Source organism: Kribbella voronezhensis, assembly GCF_004365175.1.
GTDB classification, from domain to species: domain Bacteria; phylum Actinomycetota; class Actinomycetes; order Propionibacteriales; family Kribbellaceae; genus Kribbella; species Kribbella voronezhensis.
Genome location: NZ_SOCE01000001.1, coordinates 5,388,943 through 5,414,924 on the forward strand (window position 1 = coordinate 5,388,943; position 25,982 = coordinate 5,414,924).

General features: G+C 68.4%; 25 protein-coding genes. 14 read left to right on the forward strand and 11 right to left on the reverse strand.

Annotated elements, in window-relative coordinates; translation table 11 throughout:
• Window positions 1-186 precede the first annotated feature (186 nt).
• From EV138_RS25190 to EV138_RS25200, 3 genes are read left to right on the forward strand one after another with little or no spacing between them, the layout of a single operon-like run.
• Window positions 187-990, forward strand: coding sequence for an ABC transporter ATP-binding protein (locus EV138_RS25190; RefSeq protein WP_133981234.1), 804 nt, complete (start codon window positions 187-189; stop codon window positions 988-990).
• Window positions 980-1,822: an ABC transporter permease gene (locus EV138_RS25195; RefSeq protein ID WP_202866817.1), complete on the forward strand. Its 843-nt coding sequence runs from the start codon at window positions 980-982 to the stop codon at window positions 1,820-1,822. Before EV138_RS25190 ends, EV138_RS25195 begins: the two co-directional genes overlap by 11 nt.
• 19 nt (window positions 1,823-1,841) lie before the next feature.
• Complete coding sequence (locus tag EV138_RS25200; protein WP_238158344.1) at window positions 1,842-2,888, forward strand: ABC transporter substrate-binding protein; 1,047 nt, start codon at window positions 1,842-1,844, stop codon at window positions 2,886-2,888.
• Between the two features lie 107 nt (window positions 2,889-2,995).
• On the opposite strand, the gene EV138_RS25205 is transcribed toward EV138_RS25200, so the two are convergent.
• From EV138_RS25205 to EV138_RS25225, 5 genes are all read right to left on the reverse strand, one after another.
• On the reverse strand, window positions 2,996-3,748 hold the full coding sequence (locus EV138_RS25205) for a succinate dehydrogenase/fumarate reductase iron-sulfur subunit (protein WP_133981235.1): 753 nt from the start codon (window positions 3,746-3,748) through the stop codon (window positions 2,996-2,998).
• A complete protein-coding gene (locus tag EV138_RS25210; RefSeq protein ID WP_133981236.1) occupies window positions 3,745-5,637 on the reverse strand; it encodes a fumarate reductase/succinate dehydrogenase flavoprotein subunit in 1,893 nt (630 codons plus the stop codon). The genes EV138_RS25205 and EV138_RS25210 overlap by 4 nt, the downstream gene beginning before the upstream one ends.
• Before the next feature lie 18 nt (window positions 5,638-5,655).
• Complete coding sequence (gene sdhC / locus EV138_RS25215; RefSeq protein WP_133981237.1) at window positions 5,656-6,456, reverse strand: succinate dehydrogenase subunit SdhC; 801 nt, start codon at window positions 6,454-6,456, stop codon at window positions 5,656-5,658.
• Complete coding sequence (locus tag EV138_RS25220; RefSeq protein ID WP_112244254.1) at window positions 6,456-6,749, reverse strand: Rv0250c family protein; 294 nt, start codon at window positions 6,747-6,749, stop codon at window positions 6,456-6,458. The genes sdhC and EV138_RS25220 overlap by 1 nt, the downstream gene beginning before the upstream one ends.
• A 92-nt stretch (window positions 6,750-6,841) precedes the next feature.
• Window positions 6,842-7,483 carry a hypothetical protein gene (locus tag EV138_RS25225; RefSeq protein WP_133981238.1) on the reverse strand — a complete coding sequence of 214 codons (642 nt, stop codon included), beginning with the start codon at window positions 7,481-7,483 and terminating at the stop codon, window positions 6,842-6,844.
• 50 nt (window positions 7,484-7,533) lie between these two features.
• Between EV138_RS25225 and EV138_RS25230 the strand changes: the two genes are divergently transcribed.
• A complete protein-coding gene (locus tag EV138_RS25230; RefSeq protein ID WP_133981239.1) occupies window positions 7,534-7,920 on the forward strand; it encodes a (deoxy)nucleoside triphosphate pyrophosphohydrolase in 387 nt (128 codons plus the stop codon).
• On the opposite strand, the gene EV138_RS25235 is transcribed toward EV138_RS25230, so the two are convergent.
• Entirely contained in the window at window positions 7,912-10,281 is a 2,370-nt protein-coding gene (locus tag EV138_RS25235; protein ID WP_133981240.1) for an ATP-binding protein, read from the reverse strand. The genes EV138_RS25230 and EV138_RS25235 overlap by 9 nt on opposite strands.
• Window positions 10,282-10,398: 117 nt before the next feature.
• On the opposite strand from EV138_RS25235, the gene EV138_RS25240 reads away from it, so the two are divergent.
• From EV138_RS25240 to EV138_RS25260, 5 genes are all read left to right on the forward strand, one after another.
• Window positions 10,399-10,695 carry a response regulator transcription factor gene (locus tag EV138_RS25240; RefSeq protein WP_232828501.1) on the forward strand — a complete coding sequence of 99 codons (297 nt, stop codon included), beginning with the start codon at window positions 10,399-10,401 and terminating at the stop codon, window positions 10,693-10,695.
• A 67-nt stretch (window positions 10,696-10,762) separates the two neighbouring features.
• Window positions 10,763-11,671 (forward strand): N-acetyl-1-D-myo-inositol-2-amino-2-deoxy-alpha-D-glucopyranoside deacetylase, encoded by a 909-nt coding sequence (gene mshB, locus EV138_RS25245; RefSeq protein WP_133981241.1) that lies wholly within the window; start codon window positions 10,763-10,765, stop codon window positions 11,669-11,671.
• Window positions 11,672-11,691: 20 nt separating this feature from the next.
• Entirely contained in the window at window positions 11,692-14,070 is a 2,379-nt protein-coding gene (locus tag EV138_RS25250; RefSeq protein ID WP_133981242.1) for an ATP-binding protein, read from the forward strand.
• Window positions 14,071-14,104: 34 nt separating this feature from the next.
• Window positions 14,105-14,620 (forward strand): flavin reductase family protein, encoded by a 516-nt coding sequence (locus EV138_RS25255; protein ID WP_133981243.1) that lies wholly within the window; start codon window positions 14,105-14,107, stop codon window positions 14,618-14,620.
• 87 nt (window positions 14,621-14,707) lie between these two features.
• On the forward strand, window positions 14,708-16,456 hold the full coding sequence (locus EV138_RS25260) for a VanW family protein (RefSeq protein ID WP_133981244.1): 1,749 nt from the start codon (window positions 14,708-14,710) through the stop codon (window positions 16,454-16,456).
• Window positions 16,457-16,510: 54 nt separating this feature from the next.
• Here the strand turns inward: EV138_RS25260 and EV138_RS25265 are convergent, their stop codons facing one another.
• On the reverse strand, window positions 16,511-16,948 hold the full coding sequence (locus tag EV138_RS25265; protein WP_133981245.1) for a type II toxin-antitoxin system PemK/MazF family toxin: 438 nt from the start codon (window positions 16,946-16,948) through the stop codon (window positions 16,511-16,513).
• A gap of 53 nt (window positions 16,949-17,001) precedes the next feature.
• On the opposite strand from EV138_RS25265, the gene EV138_RS25270 reads away from it, so the two are divergent.
• Window positions 17,002-18,387, forward strand: coding sequence for an MFS transporter (locus EV138_RS25270; RefSeq protein WP_133981246.1), 1,386 nt, complete (start codon window positions 17,002-17,004; stop codon window positions 18,385-18,387).
• Here EV138_RS25270 and EV138_RS25275 read toward each other — a convergent pair.
• Window positions 18,369-19,298 carry a GNAT family N-acetyltransferase gene (locus tag EV138_RS25275; RefSeq protein ID WP_133981247.1) on the reverse strand — a complete coding sequence of 310 codons (930 nt, stop codon included), beginning with the start codon at window positions 19,296-19,298 and terminating at the stop codon, window positions 18,369-18,371. The genes EV138_RS25270 and EV138_RS25275 overlap by 19 nt on opposite strands.
• 116 nt (window positions 19,299-19,414) lie before the next feature.
• Here EV138_RS25275 and fdxA point away from each other — a divergent pair, with 116 nt between their 5' ends.
• Complete coding sequence (gene fdxA / locus EV138_RS25280) at window positions 19,415-19,741, forward strand: ferredoxin (protein WP_012923087.1); 327 nt, start codon at window positions 19,415-19,417, stop codon at window positions 19,739-19,741.
• A gap of 731 nt (window positions 19,742-20,472) precedes the next feature.
• Here fdxA and EV138_RS25285 read toward each other — a convergent pair.
• Together EV138_RS25285 and dapD are read right to left on the reverse strand one after the other, a co-directional pair.
• Window positions 20,473-21,405 carry a VldE C-terminal domain-containing protein gene (locus tag EV138_RS25285; protein ID WP_369410817.1) on the reverse strand — a complete coding sequence of 311 codons (933 nt, stop codon included), beginning with the start codon at window positions 21,403-21,405 and terminating at the stop codon, window positions 20,473-20,475.
• A gap of 141 nt (window positions 21,406-21,546) precedes the next feature.
• On the reverse strand, window positions 21,547-22,485 hold the full coding sequence (dapD, locus tag EV138_RS25290; RefSeq protein WP_133981249.1) for a 2,3,4,5-tetrahydropyridine-2,6-dicarboxylate N-succinyltransferase: 939 nt from the start codon (window positions 22,483-22,485) through the stop codon (window positions 21,547-21,549).
• Window positions 22,486-22,599: 114 nt separating this feature from the next.
• Here dapD and EV138_RS25295 point away from each other — a divergent pair, with 114 nt between their 5' ends.
• The 3 genes from EV138_RS25295 to EV138_RS25305 all read left to right on the forward strand — a co-directional run bounded on the left by EV138_RS25295 (window position 22,600) and on the right by EV138_RS25305 (window position 25,004).
• Window positions 22,600-23,463, forward strand: coding sequence for a phosphotransferase family protein (locus EV138_RS25295; protein ID WP_133981250.1), 864 nt, complete (start codon window positions 22,600-22,602; stop codon window positions 23,461-23,463).
• Window positions 23,460-23,702 (forward strand): Rossmann-fold NAD(P)-binding domain-containing protein, encoded by a 243-nt coding sequence (locus EV138_RS38225; protein WP_238158346.1) that lies wholly within the window; start codon window positions 23,460-23,462, stop codon window positions 23,700-23,702. Before EV138_RS25295 ends, EV138_RS38225 begins: the two co-directional genes overlap by 4 nt.
• A 72-nt stretch (window positions 23,703-23,774) precedes the next feature.
• Window positions 23,775-25,004, forward strand: coding sequence for an MFS transporter (locus tag EV138_RS25305; protein ID WP_133981251.1), 1,230 nt, complete (start codon window positions 23,775-23,777; stop codon window positions 25,002-25,004).
• Here the strand turns inward: EV138_RS25305 and EV138_RS25310 are convergent.
• On the reverse strand, window positions 24,949-25,950 hold the full coding sequence (locus tag EV138_RS25310) for a LacI family DNA-binding transcriptional regulator (protein ID WP_133981252.1): 1,002 nt from the start codon (window positions 25,948-25,950) through the stop codon (window positions 24,949-24,951). The two genes, EV138_RS25305 and EV138_RS25310, sit on opposite strands and share 56 nt — an antisense overlap.
• Between the last annotated feature and the right edge of the window lie 32 nt (window positions 25,951-25,982).

Genomic DNA, 25,982 nt, shown 5'->3' on the forward strand with positions numbered 1-25,982 from the left:
CTGCCCACCGTAAACCCCGCTCTGAGCGAAATGCGCAGAACGCGGGCTATGGGGAATGGGCGGGTAACGACGGCAAGGGATCCCGTGGCCGCGAATCCTCCCTACCTTTTCGAAGCAACAGAGCTGTCATCCGCCGGCAAGGCGCCCGTAACCGGGCCGGCGGGTTCGAGGAGAGGTGGGCGAGCGATGAGCTATCTGGTCGACATCGACCATGCGACCAAGCGGTTCCTGACCAGCGCGGGCACCGCCCACACCGCAGTACAGGACATCACCCTGCAGGTGACGGCCGGTGAGTTCGTGGCCGTGGTCGGGCCGACCGGGTGCGGCAAGTCCACGACTTTGTCGCTCGTCTCGGGGCTCGAGCCGCCGTCCGAGGGCAGTGTGCGCGTCAACGGTCAACCGGTGCGGGGGATTCCGTCCGGCGTCGGGTACATGTTCCAGGCCGACGCCATGCTGCCGTGGCGGACCGTCCTGGCAAATGTTGCCTCCGGCCCCCTTTGGCAGGGCAAGCCGAAGGAGCAGGCCGACGCGCTGGCCCGGGACTGGGTCGCCCGGGTCGGCCTGGCCGGGTTCGAGGACTACTACATGCACCAGTTGTCCGGCGGCATGCGCAAACGGGTGGCGCTGGCGCAGACGCTGGTCAACGAGCCGTCGATCCTGCTGATGGACGAACCGTTCTCGGCCCTGGACGTCCAGACCCGGGCCCTGATGCAGAACGAACTGCTCGACCTGTGGTCCGGCACGAGCGCCGCGGTCATCTTCGTCACGCATGACCTGGAGGAGGCGATCACGCTCGCCGACCGGGTCGTGGTGATGACCGCCAGCCCGGCCCGGATCAAGGACACCTTCGAAGTCCACCTGGAGCGGCCCCGCAACGTCGAGGAGATCCGGATGACGCCCGAGTTCATCGCCATCTATCGCGAAGTGTGGAGTTCGCTGTCCGACGAGGTCGCGATCGCCCGGAAGACAGGAGCCTCTCGTGTTGCGTGATTCCCGCCGCACCGGCCGATCGGCCGTCGCCGTACGGCGACGGCACAAGACGCTCGTCTATGCGCTCCGCTTGCTGCTGCTGGTGCTGATCCTCGGTGGCTGGGAGCTGTCCGTCAGCTTGTGGCTCGACCCGTTCTTCTACTCCAAGCCCAGCCTGATCTGGGACAAGCTGGTCATCTGGTTCACCGACGGCACCGCGCAGGGCTCGATCTGGGCCCAGATCGGCGTGACGCTGCAGGAGGCCGCTCTCGGCTTCGTCCTCGGCTCGCTGGTCGGCGTCATCCTCGGCATCCTGCTCGGCCGCGCCCGGCTGCTTGCCGAGGTCGTCTCGCCGTACATCCAGGCCCTCAACGCCGTACCGCGGATCGTGCTGGCGGCGTTGTTCGTGATCTGGTTCGGGCTCGGGATGGAGTCCAAGATCGCCACCGCGTTCGTGCTGGTCTTCTTCCCGGTCTTCTTCAACGCCTTCCAGGGTGCCCGCGAGGTCGACCGCAACCTGGTCAACAACGCTCGCATCCTGGGCGCCGGCCGGGGCCAGGTGCTCTGGTCGATCGTGGTCCCGAGTTCGACGTCGTGGATCCTGGCGTCCCTGCACACCGCCTTCGGGTTCGCCCTGATCGGCGCCATCGTCGGTGAGTACACCGGCGCCACCCGGGGTCTGGGCCTGCTGATCAGCACCGCCCAAGGCTCCTTCGACGCAGCCGGCATCTACGCCGGAATGCTGATCACCACCGTGCTCGCACTGCTGGCCGAGGTCGTGCTCGGCCTGGCCGAACGGCGGTTGCTGCGCTGGCGTCCACCGGCCCAGGCATCCTTCGTCGCCGCCATCTGACTTCCCCTAGGAGACAACCGTGACAATCCGTCCTGCTGCAATCGGCGTCCCCGTGCTGGCCGCCGCCCTCGTCCTCACCGGCTGCCAGACCCAGAACAAGTCCGGTACGTCGTCCGGCTCGTCGTCCTCGGACAAGGTCACCATCATGGTCGGCGGTGCGGCCAAGGTGATCTACATGCCGGCCAAACTGACCGAACAACTCGGCTACTTCAAGGACCAGGGGCTGAACGTCGAACTCGTCGACACCCCCGCCGGCGTCACCGCCGAGACCGCGCTGCTGGCCAACCAGGCCCAAGGGGTCGTCGGCTTCTACGACCACACCATCGACATGCAGGCCAAGGGCAAGTGCCTGCAGAGCGTCGTCCAGTTCGCGAACGTGCCGGGCGAGGTCGAGATGGTGTCCAAGGCCCAGGCCGGCACGATCAAGAGCCCGGCGGACTTCAAGGGCCGCAAGCTCGGCGTCACGAGTGCCGGGTCGTCGACCGACTTCCTGACCCAGTACCTAGCCGGCAACGCCGGGGTCGGGACGGCCGACTACACGACCGTCAAGGCCGGCGCGGACTCGACATTCATCGCCGCGATGAACTCCGGCGGCATCGACGCCGGGATGACGACCGACCCGACCGTCGCACGGCTGACGAAGACGGGCGACGGCAAGATCCTGCTGGACCTGCGGACCGAGGAGGGCACGAAGAAGGCGCTCGGAGGGTTGTACCCGGCGAGCTCGCTCTACATGGCGTGCGACTACGTTGCCGCGCACAAGGACGTCGTACAGAAGCTGGCGAACGCTTTCGTGAAGACGCTCGGGTTCATCACGAGCAACGACGCGGCGACCATCGCCGCCAAGATGCCGGCCGACTACGCGGGCACCGACAAGCAGCTCTACATCAAGTCGATCACCGACTCCAAGGGCATGTTCAACGCCACCGGGGTGATGGACCCCGACGGCGCCAAGAACGCGCTCGCGGTCCTCGGCAAGTTCTCCCCGGCGGTCAAGCCGAAGAAGGACACCATCGACATCGCCAAGACCTACACCACAGAATTCGCGAAAGCCGCCAAGAGCTGAAAACCCGAAAATAGAACAGCAACAACTACCAAAGAAGAATTGATAGTTGTGCTTTGGAACGCGGAAGGCCGCCCGTAGCTCGTAGCTGCGGGCGGCCTTCCGGGGTGTTACGGGGTGCGGCGGCGGATCTTGTTGCCGAGCCAGACGATCGGGTCGTACTTGCGATCGGCGACGCGTTCCTTCATCGGGATGAGGGCGTTGTCGGTGATCTTGATGTGCTCGGGGCAGACCTCGGTGCAGCACTTGGTGATGTTGCAGAAGCCGAGGCCGTGCTCCTCCTGGGCCGCGTTCTTGCGGTCGGCGGCGTCCAGCGGGTGCATGTCCAGTTCGGCGATGCGCATCAGGAAGCGCGGACCGGAGAAGGACTCCTTGTTCTCCTCGTGGTCACGGATCACGTGGCAGGTGTCCTGGCACAGGAAGCACTCGATGCACTTGCGGAACTCCTGCGAGCGCTCCACGTCGACCTGCTGCATCCGGTACTCGCCCGGCTTCAGGTCGGCCGGCGGCGTGAACGCGGGGATCTCGCGGGCCTTCTGGTAGTTGAAGGAGACGTCGGTGACCAGGTCACGGATCACCGGGAAGGTGCGCATCGGCGTGACCGTGACGACCTCGTCCTCTTCGAACGTGTTCATCCGGCACATGCACATCAGTTTCGGCTTGCCGTTGATCTCGGCGCTGCAGGAGCCGCACTTGCCGGCCTTGCAGTTCCACCGAACCGCCAGGTCCGGCGCCTGGGTGCCCTGCAGCCGGTGGATGACGTCGAGGACGACCTCGCCCTCGTTCACCTCGACCTCGTAGTCCTTGAGGTCACCGCCCTCGGCATCCCCACGCCAGACCCGGAACTTGCCCTTGTAACTCATGCCGGCAGTTCCTCCTCGGTCAGGTACTTCTTCAGCTCGTCCAGCTCGAACAGTTCCAGCAGGTCCTCGCGCATCGGGATCTGGTCCTTCTTGACCACGTCGACCCCGCCGTCGGCCTGCAGCGAGCAGACCAGCAGCAGCTTGCGCCAGTCGGCGTTCATGCCCGGGAAGTCGTCGCGGGTGTGACCGCCGCGGGACTCCTCGCGCAGCAGGGCCGCCTTCGCGACGCACTCCGACACGGTCAGCATGTTGCGCAGGTCCAGCGCGAGGTGCCAGCCCGGGTTGAACTGCCGGTGCCCCTCGACCGTCATCTTCGCGATCCGGCCACGGAACTCGGCCAGCTTCGCCAGCGCCTGCTCCATCTCCTCGGCCTTGCGGATGATGCCGACCAGGTCGTTCATCGACTGCTGCAGTTCCTGGTGGATCGTGTACGGGTTCTCGCCGCCCTCGAGTTCGAAGGGCGCGAGCGCCTCGGCCGCTGCCGCGTCGATGTCGGCCTCGGCGATCTTCGGCCGGTTCTGGCCGAGCGACTCGACGTACATCGCCGCGCCGGCACCGGCCCGGCGGCCGAACACGAGCAGGTCGGACAGCGAGTTGCCGCCCAGCCGGTTCGACCCGTGCATGCCGCCGGCGACCTCACCGGCCGCGAACAGACCCGGTACGACGGACGACGCGGTGTCCGGGTCGACCTCGACGCCACCCATCACGTAGTGACAGGTCGGCCCGACCTCCATCGGCTCGGCCGTGATGTCGACGTCCGCCAGTTCCTTGAACTGGTGGTGCATCGACGGCAGTCGGCGCTTGATCTCCTCGGCCGGGAGCCGCGACGACACATCCAGGAAGACACCGCCGTGCGGCGTACCGCGGCCGGCCTTCACCTCGGAGTTGATCGCCCGGGCGACCTCGTCACGCGGCAGCAGTTCCGGTGGCCGCCGGTTGTTGTCGGCGTCCTTGTACCAGCGGTCGGCCTCTTCCTCGGTCTCCGCGTACTGCGCGCGGAACACGTCCGGCACGTAGTCGAACATGAACCGCTTGCCCTCGGAGTTCTTCAGCACGCCGCCGTCACCGCGGACCGACTCGGTGACCAGGATGCCCTTCACCGACGGCGGCCAGACCATGCCGGTCGGGTGGAACTGGATGAACTCCATGTTGATCAGCGTCGCGCCGGCCCGCATCGCCAGGGCGTGCCCGTCACCCGTGTACTCCCACGAGTTCGAGGTGACCTTGAACGACTTGCCGACACCGCCGGTGGCCAGGATGACCGCGGGCGCGTCGAACAGGATGAAGCGGCCCGACTCACGCCAGTAGCCGAAGGCACCTGATATAGCTGCGGTGTCGCCGGCTGTGTTGTCAAGAAGCAACTCGGTGATCGTGCACTCGGCGTACACCTTGAGGTTGGCCTCGTAGTCGCCGGTGGCCGCGAAGTCCTCCTGCTGCAGCGAGACGATCTTCTGCTGCAGGGTGCGGATGAGTTCGAGCCCGGTCCGGTCGCCGACGTGGGCGAGCCGCGGGTAGGTGTGACCGCCGAAGTTGCGCTGGCTGATCTTGCCGTCCGGGGTGCGGTCGAACAGGGCGCCGTACGTCTCCAGTTCCCAGACCCGGTCGGGGGCTTCCTGCGCGTGCAGTTCCGCCATCCGCCAGTTGTTCAGGAACTTTCCGCCGCGCATCGTGTCGCGGTAGTGGGTCTGCCAGTTGTCGTTGGAGTTCGCGTTGCCCATCGCCGCCGCGCAGCCGCCCTCGGCCATCACGGTGTGCGCCTTGCCGAACAGCGACTTGCAGACGATCGCGGTGCGCTTGCCCTGTTCGCGGGCCTCGATCGCGGCCCGCAGACCGGCGCCGCCGGCGCCGATCACGATCACGTCGTATTGGTGTCGTTCCAGCTCAGTCATAAGTGTGATGCGTCCGAATCAGTTGATGAAGCGCAGGTCGGAGAACCAGCCGGCCGAGACCGACATGATGTACGCGTCGGTGATGATCACGGTGAAGAGCGAGATCATCGCGTACGTGCCGTGCTTGGGATTCAGCTTCGACACGAAGGTCCAGTACCGGTAGCGCAACGGGTGCTTGGAGAAGTTCTTCAGCCGGCCGCCGACGATGTGCCGGCAGGCGTGGCAGGACAGCGTGTACATCCACAGCATCACCAGGTTGATCCAGATGATCAGCGTGCCCAGGCCGATGCCGAAGCCGCCGTCCTTGCCGTGGAAGGCCTGCGTGCCGTCGTAGACGTTGAGCAGACCGAAGACCAGCGCGCCGTAGAAGAAGTAGCGGTGCAGGTTCAGCGCGACCAGCGGGAACTTCCGCTCACCCGTGTACTTCTTGTGCGGCTCCGGGACGGCACAGGCCGACGGGGCGAAGAAGAGCGAGCGGTAGCCGGCCTTGCGGTAGTAGTAGCAGGTGCCGCGGAAGCCGGCCAGCACCACGAACGTGATGATGCTGAACGGGATGACCCGGGGGAAGTCCCCGAACCAGGTGCCCAGGTGACTCGAGCCCTCGACACAGGAGGACGTCACGCACGGCGAGTACAGCGGGGTCAGGTAGTGGTACGCGTCGACCCAGTAGTACTTGTTCATGAAGATCCGGACCGTCGCGTAGACGACGAAGAAGGCCAGGATCACACCGATCCGCAAGGGCGCCAGCCACCAGCGATCGGTCCGGAGCGTCTTCTGCTTGATCTGCGCGCGCCCGGGGGCGCTGACTCCCGTGGCCATCAGGGAGCGTGCCGGTCAGGTGCGCCGAAGCCTTCGTGCTCCGCGTCGGTCCACATGGACGCGTCGTATTCCACGTCGGGGATCTCCTCGAGTTCCTCCGGAACAGGTCCGGGTCTGTGATGCGGGTCGGGAGGGCCGAGCTCTACCAGGTCGTCACTCAGCCTGGCCACGTCGGACACCAACCGGCGGACGCCGAGGGTGTCACCGTACTCCTGGCTGAGCTTGCCCACTGTGGTGTGCAACACCTCGAGAGCACGCTGCACTGCTGCCACAGTGCTGTTGCCGTCGCCCATACCGACTCCAGTGATGGTTTTGTCGCTGTAAGTATGGGCACACTTTGCCCTCGCTCGGCGCACAACGGAAGACCTGTCGGTACGGCGTGTTTCTACTTAGGTTCCCCTGAGTTGCCGATGGCCGACAGGTGGAGTAATGGAGTGAATCCGCCCTGCAGGACAACGAGATTCGCCGGTGGCGTCAGTACTTCGACCTCCCGGTGGCCGGGCACTTCCACGGCTGCGGCATAGCCCCTCCACGACCACGGCAGCACCGACCCGTCGAGCACGAGCGCGGGCGATCCGTCGTACCGGATCATCGCGCCGGTGGGGAGATCGGCCAGTGCGGCGATGGTCGTGCGTTGCCGGCGGGTGCGTGGTTCGACACGTTCCAGATGGAGTTGGGCGTCCATCTCGGCGGCGCGAGGGCGGGTGGGCAGACCGTGCCCGGCGGCCCAGGCGCCGGCGTACAGGAGGAAGTCGCGGCGTCGGCAGTAGGCGCACGGACGGTGGCCGGCGGCAAGTGCTACGGCTTCGTCGAAGAAGAACAGCGCGGTCCAGCGTCCTGGTGGCATCGGGTCACGCTGCACGCCCTTCCAGTCGAGCACGCAGCAGATCCAGGCCTTCGACCGCCACCGGGTCGTCCCCAGCCGCCGGTCGACACCGTGCAGGGATCCGCGATTGCCCATCAGCAGACCGCGGCCCGGCTCGGCCACGATCTCCTGGGTGGGCAACACCCTGTTCTGCAACGGCATGTCCGCATCCTGCCCCAGTGCGCCGACAGTTTCTGGCACAGTGCTCACCCATGGGTGACAGGCAGGTCGTGATCGGCGTCGCGGTGCTCCGGGCCGGGCAGGTGCTCGTGGCGCGCCGTGGTGGAGCTGATGGCGGCTGGGAGTTTCCCGGCGGGAAGGTCGAGCCGGGCGAGACCGACGAGGCCGCGGGGGAGCGGGAACTCGTCGAGGAGCTCGGTGTGCACGTGTCAGTGGGGAAGTCGTTCGGCCTGGAGGAGCCGATCGGCGACCGGTACCTGCTGCGCGTGTACTTCGCTGAGCTGGTCGCGGGCGAGCCGGTTCTGCATGAGCACGCCGAGATCCGCTGGGTCGGCCCGGCCGAGTTGGACGAGCTCGACTGGCTTGCTCCTGACCGCCCGTTCCTTCCTGTTCTCCGCGAGCAGTTGACGTCAGGCTGAGTTGAGCAGTGCACGCAGTGGGCCCGCTGCGTGGGTGTTGTGCTGCTCGTGGATGGACAGAGCGATGCGCCACTCCCTGCGGGCCTCGGCGAGCAGGCCCTGGGCGCGGCGTACCTCACCGAGGCTCTGGCGGATGTCTGCCTCGCACAACCAGTCGCCGTACTGGCCGGCGATCGCGAGGCCCTCGCTCTGGTACTCGACTGCCTCTTCGTAGCGACCTTGCGCGAGGCAGAGCCGGCCCAGCTCATTGAGTGCCTCTGCCTGCGAGATCGCGGCACCTGCTGCGCGGTACAGCTCGAGGCTCTCCCGGAGCGCTTCGGCGGCGACGTCGTACTGGCCGGCCTCGCGGTAGGCGACACCGATGTTCTGCGCGACCATGCCGCGGAACCGCTCCTGGCCGGGGTCGACCAGGAGTTCCAGCGCTTCGTTGAACAGTCGCCGGGCGTCCTCGGCGGCGTCGGTCTTCAGGTAGAGCATGCCGAGTGCCAGACAGGCCCAGGCGGCCCGCGGCGGAATCCCCAGTCGCAGGCCGATCTCGCGCGCGCGTTCGGCGTACGGGATGCCGGCGGCGATCCGGCCGGTGCGTTCGAGGACGTGACTGAGACTGCTCAGGCAGAGGGCCTGCAGGTTGCCGTCGCCGGATGCCTCCGCCGCGACGATGGCGCGGCGCAAGGGGTCAACGGCTTGTTCGTAGTTGCCCAGCTCGGCGTGGGCGGCGCCGAGGTCGTGCAGCACGAGTCCCTCGGCGATTCGGTCGTCGCCTTCGGTGGCGAGTCGTAGTACCGCCTCGTTGGCTTGGAGCCATTCGAGCCAGGCGCGGCGAAGGGCGTAGTACGCGTTCAGGCCCACAGCGAGCTGTACTGCGTGCTCCGGGTGGTCGACGACGGCCTGCTGCAAGGTCGGCGTGAGGTTGGACCGCTGTACGTCGAGCCAGAGCAGCACGTCGTCCTGGCTGGTCAGATCGTCGGCACCTTCGAGCCACTCAGGCTGGAGCCAGCCTTCGCGAGTGACGCCGTGCCCGATGTACTCGCTGGCCTTCCAGACCACAGCGGAGAGCCGCTTGATCCACCGGGTCTTCGCCTCGGCTCTGTCCTCCTCGGTCAGCATCTGCTCGGCCAGCTCGCGAGCAGCTACTCGGACCAGGTCGTGCAGTCGGTAGCGCCCGGGACCTGGCGTGTTCAGCAGGTGCACGTCGACAAGCCGCTCCAGTACGACGACAGCCTCTGGCTCGGGGCTATTGGAAAGTGCGGCTGCCAGTGCCGAGGTCAGGTCCACACAGTCGGACAGACCGAGCAGCGCGAACATCGTCACCGCTTGTACGTCGACAGGATCGTCGCTGCCGGCCAACTGCTCGATGGACAGCACCAGAGTGGCCCGTACGCCGGAGTCGTCGAGCTGCAACTCGTCCAGCCTGCGACGCCCGTCCGCGAGTCGCTCGGCCAGATGGGCGACCGGCCAGTTCGGGCGGGAGGCCAGCCGGGCACCGGCCATCCGGATCGCCAGCGGAAGGCCGCCACACTGCCGCACCACCTCGGCGCACTCCGCCTCCGGTGCGTCCGGGCGCTCCGAGATGCGCCGGAGCATCGCCACCGCCTCGTCCAGCGGTGGCTCGCCCAGGTGGAACTGGCGGCCGCCGAGTCCGGCCAGGCTGCGCCGGCTCGTCACGATCACGGCGCAACCACCCATACCCGGCAGCAGGTGGCGGACCTGCTCCTGGTCGGAGGCGTTGTCGAGCAGCAGGACCAGCCGGCGCCCCGCGAGCGCAGTACGGAGTCTTCCCGTCGCGACGGTGAGGTCTGCGCTCGGTGTCTCGCCGAGGTCCTCCAGCAGGTAGGTCAGGGCGTCCAGTGGGTCCAGTGGCGGCCCGATGCCGAAGCCACGGAGGTCCAGATACAGCTGGCCGTCCTTGTAATGGTCGGCGAGCTGGTGAGCGGCATGGATGGCCAGCGAGGTCTTGCCGATGCCGCCCATGCCGGTGATGGCGACCACGTGCACACCGCTGCCGCTGGTCAGGTACTCCGCCAGGGCGGAGAGCTCCTGGACCCGGCCGGTGAAGTCACCGCTGACGAAGGGCAGTTGCCGGGGAGAGGCGGCCGCAGGGGGAGTGGACTGGTTGCTGTGCGCGGCGGCGGTCTTGCCCCGGCGGGAGGCCGCGGAGATCAGTGCGGCGCGCTGGTCGGGGTCGAGGCCGAGCGCGTCGGCCAGGGCGTCGACGGTGGCCGGCTGGGGATAGCGCCGCGTGCCGCGCTCGAGGGTACTGATCGCCTGGACGCTGAGCTTGGCCGCGGCCGCGAGCTCGTCCTGTGTGAAACCAGCCGCCGTGCGATGCCGACGGAGCAGGGCAGCGAACTGGGATTCCACCCGTACATCCCCTCGGTCGGCGCTTTTGTATGGGTGAACTGTATGGGTTGTACCTGGTGAGCCGGTCTGGACCAATCGAGAATTGAGCCTGCTGGACAAACTGGGGAGGAGATGGGGATGTCGGTTTACCAGGCTGTTCCTGCGGTGCGGATCGAGGACTTCGCACCGGAGGTCGTCTGCGAGGTCTATGAGCTGGGGTCGCGCCGCCGGTCCGCGGCTGCCGCGAGCGAACTGTCCAACCGTCAGGTGCTGATCGGCCGGCTGATGGCCACCGGCGCCAAGGACGCCGCGATCGCGCGGCAACTGGGGCTTTCCCTGCGCACCGTGCGGTCGGAGATCAGTGCGCTGATCGCCGGGCTCGGCGCCCGGTCGAGGTTCCAGGCAGGCTGTCTGCTGGTCCGCCGCTTCGGCTGAGATCCAGCAGCCGGCGGGGTCGCCGCGGTCGCCGGGAACTGTCTGCGCAGCGACGTAGGCTGGCGGCATGAGCGAGCTTCCAGACCGCCGGCTGCTGCTGGTGCATGCCCATCCCGACGACGAGACGATCAACAACGGCGTCACCATGGCCCGGTATGTGGCCGAAGGCGCCCACGTCACTCTGGTCACCTGCACTCTCGGCGAGGAAGGCGAGGTGCTGGTTCCCGAGCTCGAGCACCTGGCCGCCGACCGGACCGACCAACTCGGCCGGCACCGGATCGGTGAGCTGGCCGCCGCGATGGACGAGCTCGGCGTGACCGACCACCGGTTCCTCGGCGGCCCGGGGAAGTACCGCGACACCGGGATGATCTACGACGACGAGGGCAACGCGGCCGTCCCGCCGCAGACCCGGCCGGAGAGCTTCTGGCAGGCCGACCTGGTCGCGGCGGCGAACGACCTGGTCCCGATCATCCGCGAGATCCGTCCGCAGGTCCTGGTCACCTACGACGAGTTCGGCAACTACGGGCACCCCGACCACATCAAGGCCCACCGCGTCGCCACCTATGCGGCCGCGCTCGCCGCCGCCCGGTCGTACCGCGAAGACCTGGGCGAGCCCTGGGACGTCGCGAAGATCTACTGGATGGCGATGTCCGAGAACAGCTTCCGCGACAGCCTGCGCAGACTCCGCGACGCCGGTGACACCACCACGTTCGAGGGCATGGACCCCGACGCGGAGTACAAGATGATCACCCCCGACCGGTTGATCGACTGTGTGATCGAGGGCGAGGCGTACGTCGATCGCAAGATGAACGCGATGAAGGCGCACGCCACCCAGATCACCGTCGACGGCCCGTTCTTCGCCCTGTCCAACAACAACGGCCACCAGATCTGGGCCAGCGAGCACTACCGCCTCGTCAAGGGCACAGCGGCACCAGGCCCGGACGGCCAGGAACACGACCTGTTCGCCGGCCTCTGAACGACCTCGCGGCCGCGACGATGCCGACCGTTGCCGAGCTGCTGCGCCACTGGCGGACCGAGGCCGGACTGACCCAGGAGGCACTGGCCGACCGGTCCGGTCTCAGCGTCGAGGGCATCCGTGCGCTCGAGGGCGGCCGGCGGCTGCGCCCGAGGCCGACGACGATCGAGCAGTTGTCGGCCGCGCTGGAGCTGCCCGAGCACGACGTTCTGCGACTCGAAGAGCTCGCCGGGCGGCCGGCGACGGCACCGGTGGATCACCTGCCGGCCGGCATCGGCGACTTCACCGGCCGCTCGGAGGAGATCGGTGACCTGCTGCGGATCTTGTCCGGTACGGCGGGCCCGTCGGCGGGCGTGGTCCTGGTCTCGGTGGCCGGCATGGGCGGCGTCGGCAAGACCGCCCTCGCCGTACACACCGCCCGCCGGCTCGCCGCCGAGTTCCCGGACGGACAGTTGTATGTCGGCATGGGCGGCCACGCCGGTGGTGAGCCGCTCGATCCGCTCGTAGCGCTCGGCCGGCTGCTGCGTGATCTCGGCATCCCCGACGAGGAGATCCCGGACAACGTCGACATCGCGGCCGCTCGCTATCGCTCGGCGCTCGCGGGCCGGCGGGTGCTGGTGCTGATCGACGACGCGGTGAGCAGCAGCCAGGTCCGGCCGCTGATTCCCGGGACGGCCGGCTCGGCGGTCCTGATCACCACCCGGCGCCAGCTGATCGACCTCGCCGGCATCCGGCAGCTGAAGCTCGACGTGCTGACCTCTGAGGACGCGGTCCGGTTGCTCGCCGCCGTGGTCGGTGACGGCCGCGTCGAGCAGGAGCCACAAGCCGCTCGTGCCGTCACCGAGCTGTGTGGCCGGCTGCCGCTCGCCCTGCGGATCGCGGGCAGCTATCTGGCCGGGCGTCCGGGCCGGCGAGTCGAGGAGCTGGCGCGGGAGCTCGATGACGAAGAGGCCCGGCTGGCCGTGCTGTCCACCGATGACAAGGGTGTCCGGGCCAGCCTCAAACTCTCGATCGACGCCCTGGCAGCAGATCACCGGTCGATGGCTCAGACGGCGGCGCGGGCATTGCCGGTGATTTCAATCCTCCCCGGCACCGAGTTCTCGCTGCGGTTCGCGGCCGCCGCGCTGGGCATCGGAATGCGTGCGGCGGAGGACGCGATCGAGCACTTGGTCGATGTCCACCTGCTGGAGACGCCTGCGCTGCACCGCTACCGGCTGCACGATCTGGTCAGGTCCGTCGGCCGGGAGCTGGCCGACGCCGAGCTGGGCGAGTCCGGCGTACAGGCTGTTCAGGAGCGGGTGCTCGCGGAGTATCTCGCGCTGCTCTGGCGGATCGACGAGCTGTCCGAGCCGGGCGAGCTGACCCAGAACTGGCGTGCACCGGAGTGGTCGGAGCAGGCCAAGGATATCGCCGAGGCGGAACAGGCGATCGAGCTGGTCGATGCCGACCGGGCGACCCTGGTGAGCGCGGTCCGGGTCGCCGAGAGCGGCCCGCCGGCCGAGCGGCTGGCGGTGGTGCGGATCGCGGCGGGGATGAATGCGTTCGGGTTGGTGCGGCGGCGCTGGGTCGAGTGGCGCGACATCGGCGAGGCAGCGATCCGGGTGCTCGCCGGGGTGGACGACGACGTGGCCGCCGCGATGATCCATTTCGACCTGGGCCTCGTCTACGGCGAACTCCAGGAGCATGCCGCCGCCGCGGAGCACCTCGGCCGGGCAGCGCCGATGGCGGCCGCGCTCGGCGACCGCGACTTCGAACGGTCCTGCCTGCTGAATCTCGCCCATGCGCTGGAGCGCGCCGGCGAGCTGTCCGAGGCCAAGGCGGTCATCGCGCGGCTGATCTCCACCCGGCCCGAGCCGCGCGCGGAGTCGTGGGCCGAGCTCGTGCTCGGGATGATCGCCGGCAAGGAGCACGACCACGCCGCGCAGATGGCCGCCTTCGAGCGATCGGTCGCACTGTTCCGGCAGGACGATCCGCCGGCGCGTCAGCTGGCCATGCGATACCGCGTGATCGGTGAATCACTCGAGGAGACCGGCCGGTACGCCGAGGCCGAGACCTTGTACCGGGATTCTCTCGCCGCTTACCGCGAGGAGAAGCTGGAGCTGATGCTCGCGGAGATCCTCGGCCATCTCGGCCGGCTGCTGGTCACGGTCGAGCGGTTCGACGAAGCCGCCGAGCTGTACGCGGAGTCGCTCCAGCTCGCGATCACGCACGAGTTGTGGGACTCCGAAGCCGCCGCCCGGGTCGGTCTCGGCCGCTGGCACCAGGCGGCGGGCAGACCAGGCCAGGCGGTGGCCGAGTGGCAGCAGGCGCTGGCGATCTACCGCCGCTACGGGTCGGCCCGAGCAGACGAAGTACAGGCCCTGCTGGAGGACAGTGACAGGTCACACACGCCGCGTTGAGCCGTCAACCAATCGCGCGGCTTAGGCTGCTGTGGTGACTTCGGATCCCAGTGGCAGCATCGCGCCTGGGGACTTCCGTACGGCGTTGGGCCGGTTCGCCTCGGGCATCACGATCATGAGCACCCTGCAGGGTGGGGTCGCGCACGCGATGACCGCGAACGCCTTCACCTCGGTGTCGCTCGATCCGCCGCTGGTGCTGGTCTGCGTCGACAAGGGTGTCCGGATGCACGACGCAGTACTGGAGTGCGGTTTCTGGGCCGTCTCGGTGCTCGGCTCCAGTCAGGAGGCGATCGCGGAGCGGTTCGCCAAGTCGGGGCGGGATCTGCTCACTCAGTTCGACGGCATCGGTACGGCGCCCGGACCGAAGACGGGATGCCCGGTGATCGGGGGAGCGCTCTCCTGGCTGGAGTGCCGGACCTGGGCGACCTACGACGGCGGCGACCACACGATCGTGGTCGGCGAGGTGCTGAGCCTCGGGGCGGAGGGGGTCGTTGACCCTGCGGCACTGATCTACTACGCGGGGCACTACCGGGAACTACGGGGCAACTGAGGCTGCCCTGATCCCGTAGAATGCCGGTTCTGCCATTCGACAGGTAGTGGCGTCTGTCTGGTTGTTCGAGCAGGAGGACTCTGTCCGGTGGGGAGAAAACAGCTCGCGGGGATCATCGCCGCGGCCGGATTCGGGGTGCTCGCGATCGCCTACGGCGCCGCGTACGCATTCACCGGTGACAAGACTCCCGGGGACACGACCGTCCTCGGCATCCCGCTCGGCGGCCTGTCCGAGGCGGCGGCCAAGGCGAAGCTGGAAGCCGGGATCAAGGACCGGCTGAGCGTGCCGATCAAGGTCAAGGCCGGCGACTCGACGTACCAGGTCAAGCCGGCCGACGCCGGGCTCACCTTCGACGTGGACGCGACCGTCGAAGCGGCCGGGGCCGGCCGCAGCCTCAACCCGGCGCGGATGTGGCAGGTGCTGACCGGTGGCGACGCGGTCGCGCCGGTGATCGATCGCGACGAGGCCAAGCTCAAGGCCGCGGTCGACAAGCTGGCCCAGCAGGTGAACCGGCCGGCCACCGAAGGCACCATCACCTTCACCGACGCCAAGCCGGTGCAGCACGCGCCCGCCGACGGCCTGCAGCTGGACAACGACAAGGCGGCCGGCACCCTGGTGTCGGGTTTCCCGTCCGACGGCAATCCGCGCGACCTGCCGGTCGACGTGAGCAAGCCCTCGGCCGGCACGGACGCGATCGACAAGGCCATGAAGGAGTACGCCGAGCCCGCGATGTCCGGGCCGATCCGGCTCACCGTCGGGGACAAGGGCGTCGACCTCAAGCCGAGCGAGTTCGCTCCCGCGCTGAAGCTGGTCGCCAAGGACGGCGACTTCACCCCGAGCCTGGACGCGGCCAAGCTGGAGCCGTTGTTCAAGGAGCGGTTCAAGCAGCTCGAGTCGCTGCCGAAGGACGCCCGGGTGGAGATCGTGGGCGGCAAGCCGCAGGTGATCCCGGCTGTCGACGGCATGGTGGTCGCCCGCGACAAGGTGGTGCCCGCGATCCTGTCGATCCTGCCCAAGACCGGCAGCGAGCGGAAGGCGTCGGTGGGGCTGGCCAAGTCCAAGGCGAAGATCACCACCGAGGCGGCGCAGGCACTCGGGATCAAGGAAGTGATGGGTCAGTTCACCACCCACTTCCCGCACGCCACCTACCGCAACGTGAACATCGGTACGGCGGCCCGCCGGATCAACGGCACGCTGCTGAAGCCGAACGAGATGTTCAGCCTGAACAAGATCGTCGGCGAGCGCACCAAGGAGAACGGCTTCACCGAGGGCAACATCATCAACGGCGGCAAGTTCGTCCTCGACCTCGGCGGTGGCGTCTCGCAGTCGGCCACCACCACCTTCAACGCGGCCTTCTTCGCCGGCCTGAAGGATGTCGAGCACAAGGCGCACAGCGTCTACATCAGCCGCTACCCGGTCGGCCGCGAGGCCACCGTCGCCTGGGGTTCGGTCGATCTGAAGTTCCTGAACGACTCCGGTCACGGCATCCTGGTGCAGACCATCTTCACGCCGTCCACGCCCGGCAACCAGGGCACGCTGACGGTGAAGATCTGGGGCACCAAGGTCTGGGACATCACCGCGGGCGCCTCGGCGAAGTCGAACTTCCGCTCGCCCTCGGTGGTCTACAACACCGCGCCCGACTGCCGGACGCAGGCGCCGACCGGCGGCTTCGACATCACCATCTACCGGTACTTCGCGAAGAACGGCCAGCGGGTCAAGACGGAGTCCTTCACCACGAAGTACAACGCCGCCGACGACATCCGCTGCGGCGCGAAGCCGGGCACCACCCCGCCGTCGACCCCGGGCAAACCAGGTACACCCCGCCCGCCGACCTGACCTTCCGCCGACCTGACGCCGCCGCGGGCCTGGCTTGCAGGCCCGTCGTCCGGCTCAGGAGCGGTGGAGTTGGTGCAGGTGGTCGGCGACGTCGTTGAAGAGGTCCTCGCCGATCGCGGCGCCCTCCCGGCGGACCTGGCCGGGATCGATCCGTAGTACCCGATCCAGCCGTACTTCGGACCGCCGGCCCTCCTTGTCCCAGGGGCCGCTGCCGATGTCGAGCCAGACGCGGCCCCAGCGTGCCTCGTCGGCGGCATCGCGGTCGTGGTCCTTGCTGGTCAGGATCAGCGCGAGCAGCCAGGGATCGTCCGATCCGACCACCAGCACCGGCCGGTCCTTGCCCCGGTGGTGGTCCTCCTCGAACGGCACCCAGGTCCAGACGATCTCGCCCGGATCGGCCACGCCGTCGTCCGGATGCGGGGTGTACTCCACCCTCACGGTGCCCTCGTAATCGCCCACGTACTCCGGACGCTCCGCCGTCTGGTCTGCCATGGGCCGACCCTACTGCGCCCTCACACCTTCGATCCGTACGCCGTTCCATCCACATGCCGCTACTCACCCGAACTTCTCGCCGGTCCGCTCTGCTGGCCGTTCTGCTCACCGGGCAGTTCATGGCGAACGTGGACACGGCCGTCGCGAACATCGCGGCCCCGTCGATCGGCCTCGATCTGGGCGCGTCGGAAGGGCAGGTCGCACTGGTGGTCTCGGGGTACGTGGTCGCGTTCGCCGTACTGCTCATCACCGGCGCGCGGCTGGGGTCGTCGTTCGGCTACAAGCGCGTCTTCGTCCTCGGGCTGTCCGTCTTCACCGCGGCCTCGCTGGTGTGCGGGGTGGCGCCGGAGATCTACTCGCTGACGGTGGCGCGGTTCGTTCAGGGCGCAGGTGCCGCGCTGATGGTTCCGCAGGTGCTGAGCGGTATCCAGCTGCATTTCGCCGGCCGGGATCGGCTGCGGGCGCTCGGGTACTTCTCGATCGCGTTGTCGGGAGGAGCCGTGGCCGGCCAGGTCCTGGGCGGCCTGCTGATCGCGGCGAATCTGTTCGGCACCAGTTGGCGGCCGATCTTCTTGATCAATGTGCCGATCGGTGTCGTCCTGCTGCTGGTCGCTCGCCGTGCCCTACCGGCTGACGAGGTCCACGGTGAGCCGCAGCCGCTCGACCTGCGCGGCGTGCTCACTTTGTCCGCTACGGTCCTGTTGGTCATCGTGCCGCTGCTGCTCGGATCGGAACGCGGCTGGCCGGCTTGGTCCTGGATCTGCCTGGCCCTGAGCGCTCCGATGCTCGCCCTCTTCGAGCACGGCGAACGCCGAGCCGTCGCCCGCGGCGACCGTCCCCTGATCGCCCGTCCGGTACTGCGAAACGCCTCCGTCCGCGCCGGCCTGCTCGCTCACGCGTTCACGACCGGCACGTACTTCGCGCTGCTCTTCGTCCTCGCGTTGTATCTGCAGCAGGGACTCGGCAAGAGCCCGGCGTACGCGGGATTCGCGATGGTGGCATGGGTAGCCGCGTTCGGCGTGGCTGGGCCGGTGCTGCCTCGGCTGCGGCGCAGTTACAAGGGCATGCCGGTGATCGGCTGTTTGCTGCTGGCAACGGGCTACCTGGCGGTGTTGATCTACCTGATGCTCGGTGGGCTGTCCGGGCCCCTGCTGTTCGGTCTGCTCGCCATCGGTGGGCTGGGGCTGGGGATCAGCGCCAACACCTTGATCGGCGCGGTGACGTCGAGCATGCCGACGCAGTACGCGTCAGATCTGTCCGGTGTCGTCGCTACCAACGCCCAGCTCTCGGGGGCTCTCGGAGTTGCTGTGTCGGGCTCTGTGTACGCCTGGCTCACCTCGGGGCACACGTCGCCCGCCGACGCGCTGAGCGTCGTACTGGGTGGGTTTGTCGTGCTGGCGGTGCTTGGGGCAGCGTCTGCTCACCGGTTGGTGAGGTAGCGGTAGCGGTAGGCCTCTGCGTAGCCGAGGCTCAGGTAGGTACTGACTGCGGCCGTGTTGCCTTCCAGCACTTCCAGGTAGGTGCGGCGGCCGCCCTGCGCTCCGGACCAGCGTGCGAGACCCTGGAGGACGGCGGTGGCCAGCCCTCTCCGCCTGTACTCCGGGGCGACGCGCACCCCGTCGATGCCGAGCCAGTGGCCTGTCATCGACCCGCGGCCGACGGCGACGACCTTGCCGTCCAGGCGGATCGAGGCGAAGACCGCCTTGGGAGCGCCCTCCATGACCGCGGGCGCCGGGGCGGGCACCTCGCCGTCGAAGGCAGTCCCGTACCACTCGTCATCAGGCTTGCCGTGCACCTCGACCTCGTACGCCGGTACGCCGTTCACCAGGTCCAGCGACGTGTGCAGGACGAGCGCGTCCGATTCGCCCGGCCTCGACTCGACCCAGCCCCGCTGCCGGAACTCGGCTTCGAGCGGTGTGCCCAGCCTGACCAGGGCCAGCGGACGCAGGCCTCGCTCCTCGTAGAAGGCCACTGTGTACTTCAGGGCGTCGCTCAGCGGCATCCCGGGGTCACCGGCGGGCAGGAGCGAGTTGGCCCGGCCGGTCCAGCCCTGGGAGGCCCGGAGCAGCCACTGCCCGAGCTGCACGGTCTCGACAGCGGGGCGGCCGAGCGCTGTGGTGAGGAACAGTTGCTCCACATCCACCGGTCGGAGCGGAAGCGGGGGGATCGGCTTGGCCGCGCTGATATCGGCCAGCTTGACCGCGTACGGCGTACTGTCGGCATGACGCACCACGAGCGAGTCGGCGTCCAGGGACTGGAGCACGCCGAGCACATCGGTCAGCTGACCGCCGGGGAGCCGATGGCGAACCACGACACGGTGGCCGATATCACGGGCGCTGAGGCCTGACACGATGCGGACTCCTGGCAGAGTGGGCGTAGTACTAGCCTGATACTAGAGACTGCATCGAGCACCACCGCACCGCAGCACCCTGACCGCTGCGCTTGCTGGCTATAGGAGGAGTACCAGTGACCTACGTCATCGCGCAGCCGTGTGTTGACCTCAAGGACCTCGCCTGCGTCGAGGAATGCCCCGTCGACTGCATCTACGAGGGCAACCGGATGCTTTACATCCACCCCGACGAGTGCGTCGACTGCGGAGCATGCGAGCCGGTCTGCCCGGTCGAGGCGATCTACTACGAAGACGACACCCCGGAGCAGTGGAAGGACTACTACACCGCGAACGTCGACTTCTTCAACGACCTCGGTTCCCCCGGCGGCGCCTCCAAGCTCGGCAAGATCGACAAGGACCACCCGTTCATCGCCGCCCTGCCCCCGCAGGAACACGACGAGTAACCGTTCGCGCTCCCCTCACGGCTCTCCCGGCTTCGGCGGGGAGAGCCGTGAGTACTTCCATCCCACGCCGCTCCTCCGTCGCGGCTCCCGCCCACCCGAGGACGCCGCTCCTCCGTCGCGGCTCCCGCCCACCCGAGGACGCCGCTCCTACGTCGCGGCTAGATGAGAGCCTTCGCCACGGGGCTCCGGGTGCGGAGCAGTCCCACGCGCCTCCTGCGTCGTCGCTCCCGCCCACCCGGAGGCGCCGCTCCTACGTCGCGGGCTAGATGAGAGCCTTCGCCACGGGGGCTCCGGGTGCCGGACAATTCCCACGCGCCTCGTACGTCGTCGTTTCCTCCCACCCCGGTGCGCCGCTCTGGGCTTGCCCGGGCCATCAGGTCGGCCTGGCCGAGGACATCTGGCGATTGAGGAGCAGCGCAGTAGCGACCCCAGCTCTAGGCAGCAATCAGGCGCCCCGAAGGCCTCTACCAGCCGCGATGTAGGAGCGGCGCCCGGGTTGGACGGGTCGAGCGGCCGACGTGGGGCTACTCGGCAGACGGGCTCCAACGGCGACGGCTCTCATCTAGCCGCGACGGAGGAGCGGCGTTCGGGGGCGGGCGGGAGCGCCGACGCAGGAGGCGCGTGGGACTGCTCGGCACCCGGAGCCCCGTGGCGAAGGCTCTCATCTAGCTGCGACGGAGGAGCAGCGTCTCCGGGTGGGCGGGAGCACCGACGCAGGAGGCGCGTGGGGGTCAGCTCTCGATGACGTCGACGTGGACGTGGTCGAGGTGGCGGAGGGTGTCTTTGTTGCCCGGGCGGTCGGGCGGTGTGTACGTACGCCACCCGTTGTCGGACTTCGAACCGGCCGTCCAGATGCGGTCGGAGAAGATCACCGTGCGGATCTTCAAGTGGTCGGCGCGCGCCACCAGGTATTGCGCAAGAGCCCAACCCCTGACCGTGTTGGCGGTCGAGATCGGTTTGACGAAGATGTCGATCGCGCGGCCGTCGTAGTGGGCGGAGCCTTCCATGTGGCCGGTTTTGGTGCCGCCGGGTTCGTAGCCGCCCATCGAGAGCTTCCCGAAGGTCTTCAGCAGATCTTGCCGGACCGCCTCGGCGCGCGGAGTCAGGCCGTTGGTGCCCATCGCCTCCGGCTCCGTCGACGAGGTGTTGACGGTGCAGCTCAGCGCCTGCTTGGTGTTGCCCGTCAAGGCGGACGCCAGGACGCGCGCATCGGCCTCGTGGCCGGCGTACGCGTTGGGGAACGCGCTGCGCTGTACCTTGTCGGCCGCGACCGTCACCGCGAGTTGCTGGTAGTTCCGCACCTTCACCAGGGCGTCGTAGAACTTCCAGGACGCATAGTGCGGGTCCCGCACCTGCGCGGCCGTTCCCCAGCCCTGCGACGGCCGTTGCTGGAACAGACCGAGTGAATCGCGGTCGCCGTGGTTGACGTTGCGCAGGTTGGATTCCTGGTACGCCGTGGCCAAGGCGATCGTGGCGGCCTTGGCCGGCAGACCGCGTCGGACGGCGACTCCGACGATGATCGCGGCCGACTCCGCCTGGTCCAGGTCGAGCACGACCGTGTTGCCGCCCGCTGTCGCTTCGCACTGCTCACGGGGCGGCAGCAGTGGTCCGACACCCTTGCCGCTGATCGCGGAGATACCTGCGGCGACAGCGAGGGCCAGCACACCCACTGCTGCTACAGCGACTATCGGACCGCGCTTCACCGGCATACGTGTCTCAACGTCCGGCGGGAGGGCCCTGGTTCCGTTGGATGAGTCACAGTCGGTACGACGTACTGTGGCGCGCGTTGGTTGGCATCCACCGGCCTACGCGTTGGCGTGTAGCGCTTCGTTGAGAGTGATGCCCTCGCCCTTGCGGGGGCGCGCCTCGACAGCACCGGTGACCGAGTTCCGCAGGTAGAGCAGCCCCGGCTGACCGGACAGCTCGCGCGCTTTGACTACGGTGCCGTCCGGCAGGGTGACCTTCGTACCGGCGGTGACGTAGAGCCCCGCCTCGACTACGCAGTCGTCGCCGAGTGAGATGCCGATGCCGCCGTTCGCGCCCAGCAGGCACCGCTTGCCGATCGAGATGACCTGCTTGCCGCCGCCCGAGAGAGTGCCCATGATCGACGAACCCGCACCGATGTCGCTGCCGTCGTCGACCACGACGCCGGCCACGATGCGCCCCTCGACCATCGAGGTACCGAGCGTGCCGGCGTTGAAGTTGACGAAGCCCTCGTGCATGACGGTGGTTCCGGCGGCGAGGTGCGCGCCCAGCCGGACCCGGTCGGCGTCGGCGATCCGGACACCGCTCGGTACGACGTAGTCCGTCATTCGCGGGAACTTGTCGACGCTCGTCACGGCCAGGTGCAGGCCGGCGGCGCGGGCCCGCAGCCGGACCTGCTCGACCTGCTCGACCGGGACCGGACCGTGCGAGGTCCACGCGTTGTTCGGCAGCGCGGCGAAGATGCCGTCCAGGTTCACGCCGTGCGGGCGGACCAACCGGTGCGACAGCAGGTGCAGCCGCAGGTACGCGTCGGCAGTGTCGGCCGGCGCCTGGTCGAGGGTGATCTCGGACTTGACCACGACCCGGCGGACCCGGCGGAGATCGTCGTTGCCCTCGGCAGCGATCAGCTCGGCCGGCGCCTTGCTCTCCGCGGGCGCGGCGCCCAGTTCGGGGGCCGGATACCAGACGTCCAGGGTGCTGCCCTGTTCGGTGACGGTGGCAAGGCCGTAGCCCCAGGCGTGAGTGGCGTTGTCAGTCATACCGCAAAGCCTGCCAGACGCTTGGTCGGCCGGACCGAATACCCTCGGGGCCGGAGCATTTCGCGAGCAATCGGCAGCGGCGCGTGATCGGCTGCCCTGAGGTGAGGAGCTGATATGCTGCCCGGCTGGATCGACGCTGTGGCCGAGCCGGTACTCGCTGCGACCCAGGCGACGTCGCTGCCGGAGCTGAAGGGTGAACTGCTTCGCGAATGGGGCTCGTCGGAGGTCTGGCGGATCTCCTTTGGTCTCCGCAGTGTGATCGTGAAGCGTGGCAGCGACGCCCAGGCCGGCGAGGCGTCGGCGTACGAGCGCTTCGTGGTGCCGCTCGAACTGCCCGCGCCGCGGCTGATCCATCACGCCACCCTCGACGAGGCGGTGGTGCTGGTCCTGGCCGACGTCGGCCGGGTGAACCTGGAGCAGGAACCATCTGCCGACGGCTTCCTCGCAGCGATCGAGGTGCTCGCGGAGATCCAGTCGCGGCCGGTGGCCGGTGAGAGCGAGTTCACCGCCGATCAGCTGGCCGAACTCGTCGGCGGGATCGAGCCGCTCCGAGCCGAACTCGCCGCCAAGGTGATCGCGACCGCGGTACCGGCGCTCGACCGGCTGCACCACGAGACGCCGGCGGCCGTCGTACACGGCGATTTCGTACCGAAGAACCTGGTCACCGACGGAACTCGCTGGGCCGCCGTCGACTGGCCGCTGGCCTACCTGGCTCCGCACTTGAGCGACCTCTACACGCTCGTCCGCGATGCCGTTGCCCTCGGCCACCAACCCGACCCGATCGTTGCCCACTACACCGAAGTCTCCGGCGCCGACCCAGACCTCGTACGCCGTCAGGTAGCCGTCGGCGGCGTCTGCTTCATCACCCGCGCACTGGCCTGGATCGTCACCGAAGGCACCATCACAGTCCCACCGTCGAAGAACTGGATCGCCCCACTGGTCACCGAGCTCGACCAGCAACTGGACAAGCTGCGGTGAAGCTGCTCGTGCTCGGCGGTACGAAGAATCTCGGTCGGCACGTCGTCGAGGCGGCACTGCGCGACGGTCACGGGGTGACTCTCTTCAACCGCGGGCTGACGAATCCAGGACTGTTTCCCGAGGTGACTCACCTCGCCGGCGACCGGACGTCACTCACCCTCCGCCCACCCGAGACCAGTGCTCGCGATTCCATCGCCTGGATCAGAGCAGGCAACACGCCTCCACCGCCACCGCACTGACGACCGGCCGAGGCCGTTGGTGTCTTCACGTCGTGTATCTTGATGTCGAGATAAACCGATGAGGAGACGCGGATGGGGTCGCGGGAGTTCAGGCTGTGGCAGGTGGCGGTGCCGGCGTTCGGGCCGACGGTGCTGAATGCGGTCGGGCAGGGCGCGGTGCTGCCCGTGGTGGCGTTGTCGGCGTTGCAGCTCGGCGCGTCCGTCGGGTTTGCGGCCTTTCTTGTCGGGGTGCTCGGGATCGGTCAGTTCGCGGGGTCGCTTCCGGCCGGGGCGCTCGTCGTACGGATCGGGGAACGCCGGGCGCTCCTCGTCGCCGCGGCGGTCAGTGCCGTCGCGTGGGCGGGTGCGATGCTGGTCAGGACGCCTTGGCTGCTGGGGATCGCGCTTCTGGTGGCGGGGCTGGCCGGGGCGGTGTTCAGTCTGGCGAGGCAGTCGTACGTCACCGAAGTCGTCCCCCTTGAGCTTCGCGCCCGGGCGCTGTCCACGCTGGGTGGTGTCAGCCGGATCGGCTTGTTCATCGGCCCGTTCCTGGGTGCCGCGGCCGGTCATTTCTGGGGACTGACCGGGGCCTACGGCGTCGGCGTCGCAGGATCCGTCGGGGCCGGCGTCGTTCTCCTGGCCGCCGGCGAGCCCGAGAGCATCGCCGTGAAGTCCGAGCCACAGCCGATCAGGAAGGTGCTCTGGGACTACCGGCGTACGTTCCTCACTCTCGGCGCGGGGGTGTTCGTGATCGCCGTCGCCCGGGCGGCGCGGACCAGCCTGATCCCGTTGTGGGGTGAGCACATCGGGCTGTCCGCGACCGACACCTCGATCGTCTTCGGCATCACGAACGGCATCGAGATGCTGCTGTTCTATCCGGCCGGCCTGGTGATGGATCGCTTCGGCCGGGTCTGGATCGCCGTCCCGTCGACGCTGCTTCTCGGCGTCGGGATGCTCACGCTTCCCTTCAGTACGGCGCTGCTCGGCGTACTCGCCGTCGCCGTACTGATGGCCGTAGGCAACGGTCTCGGTTCGGGCATCGTCAAGACGCTCGGTGCCGATGCCGCACCGGCGCACCTCCGGGCCCAGTTCCTCGGCGGGTGGACCTTCTGCGCCGAGTTCGGCAGCGTCATCGGTCCGATCCTCATCAGCGCGATCACCTTCGTCGCACCACTGGCCGCTGCCGCGGTGGCACTCGGCGCGGTCACCATCGCCGGCACCGGCTGGCTCGCCCGCTGGGTCCCGTACTACGACCCGCGGAAGGCTGCTACTTCTGCTTCGGTGCCGATGTCGCGCGGACGTGGAGTTCGGTCCGGAGGGTGACTGTCGACGGGGGCCGGCCCGGAGCGGCGATACGGTCCTTGAGCAGGAGGCCCGCAGTACGGCCGAGTTCGTACGTCGGCTGGGCGACCGTGGTGAGCGAGGGGACGACCAGGTCGGCCCACGGGATGTCGTCGAAGCCGACCAGGGCGATGTCGTCGGGGGCCCGGAGTCCTCGCTTCGCCAGGCATTCCAGCGCGCCGACCGTCATCAGGTTGTTGCTGACGAACAACGCCTCGGGCGGTTCGGGCAGGTCGAGCAGACTCTCCATCGCGGCGAGCCCGCCGGCTTCGCGGAAGTCGGCGTGCCGGACGAGGTCCTTGTCGTAAGGGATCCCGGCTGCCCGCAACGCGGATCGGTAGCCGGCGAGCCGGTCCATCGCCGTACTGACCCGGCGGGGGCCGGTGATGCAGGCGATCCGTTCGTAGCCGCCGTCGATCAGGTGCTTCACACCCTCGGCCGCGCCGTGTTCGTTGTCGACCAGCACGGTGTCGGCCTCGACGCCTTCGACCCGGCGGTCGATCAACACCATCGGGGTCTTCGCCTCGGCCAACTGCAGCACGCCCTCGGCTGTCGACGTGGGGGAGATGACGACGCCGGCCATCTGCTCGGTCAGGACGGCGGACGCGTACGCCGCTTCCTTCGCCGGATCCTCGTCGGAGTTGCACAGGACAACGTGGTACCCCTCGGTCTGCGCGACGTCCTCGAGCCCGCGCACCAGCGAGGTGAAGAACGGGTTCTCGATGTCGGAGATGACCACGGCCCACAGGTTCGTACTCGCCTTGCGCAGGTTCCGCGCGACCCCGTTGGGCCGGTAGCCGAGCTCGGCGACAGCGGCGCGGACCTTCTCGGACAGCTCCGGATCCACGTTGCGACGGCCGCTCAGCACCCGCGAAACGGTCGCCGGCGACACGCCGGATCTACGCGCGACGTCGTAGATCGTCGTCATGCTCGCTCCCCGCTCCGTCACCACCGGCCGTC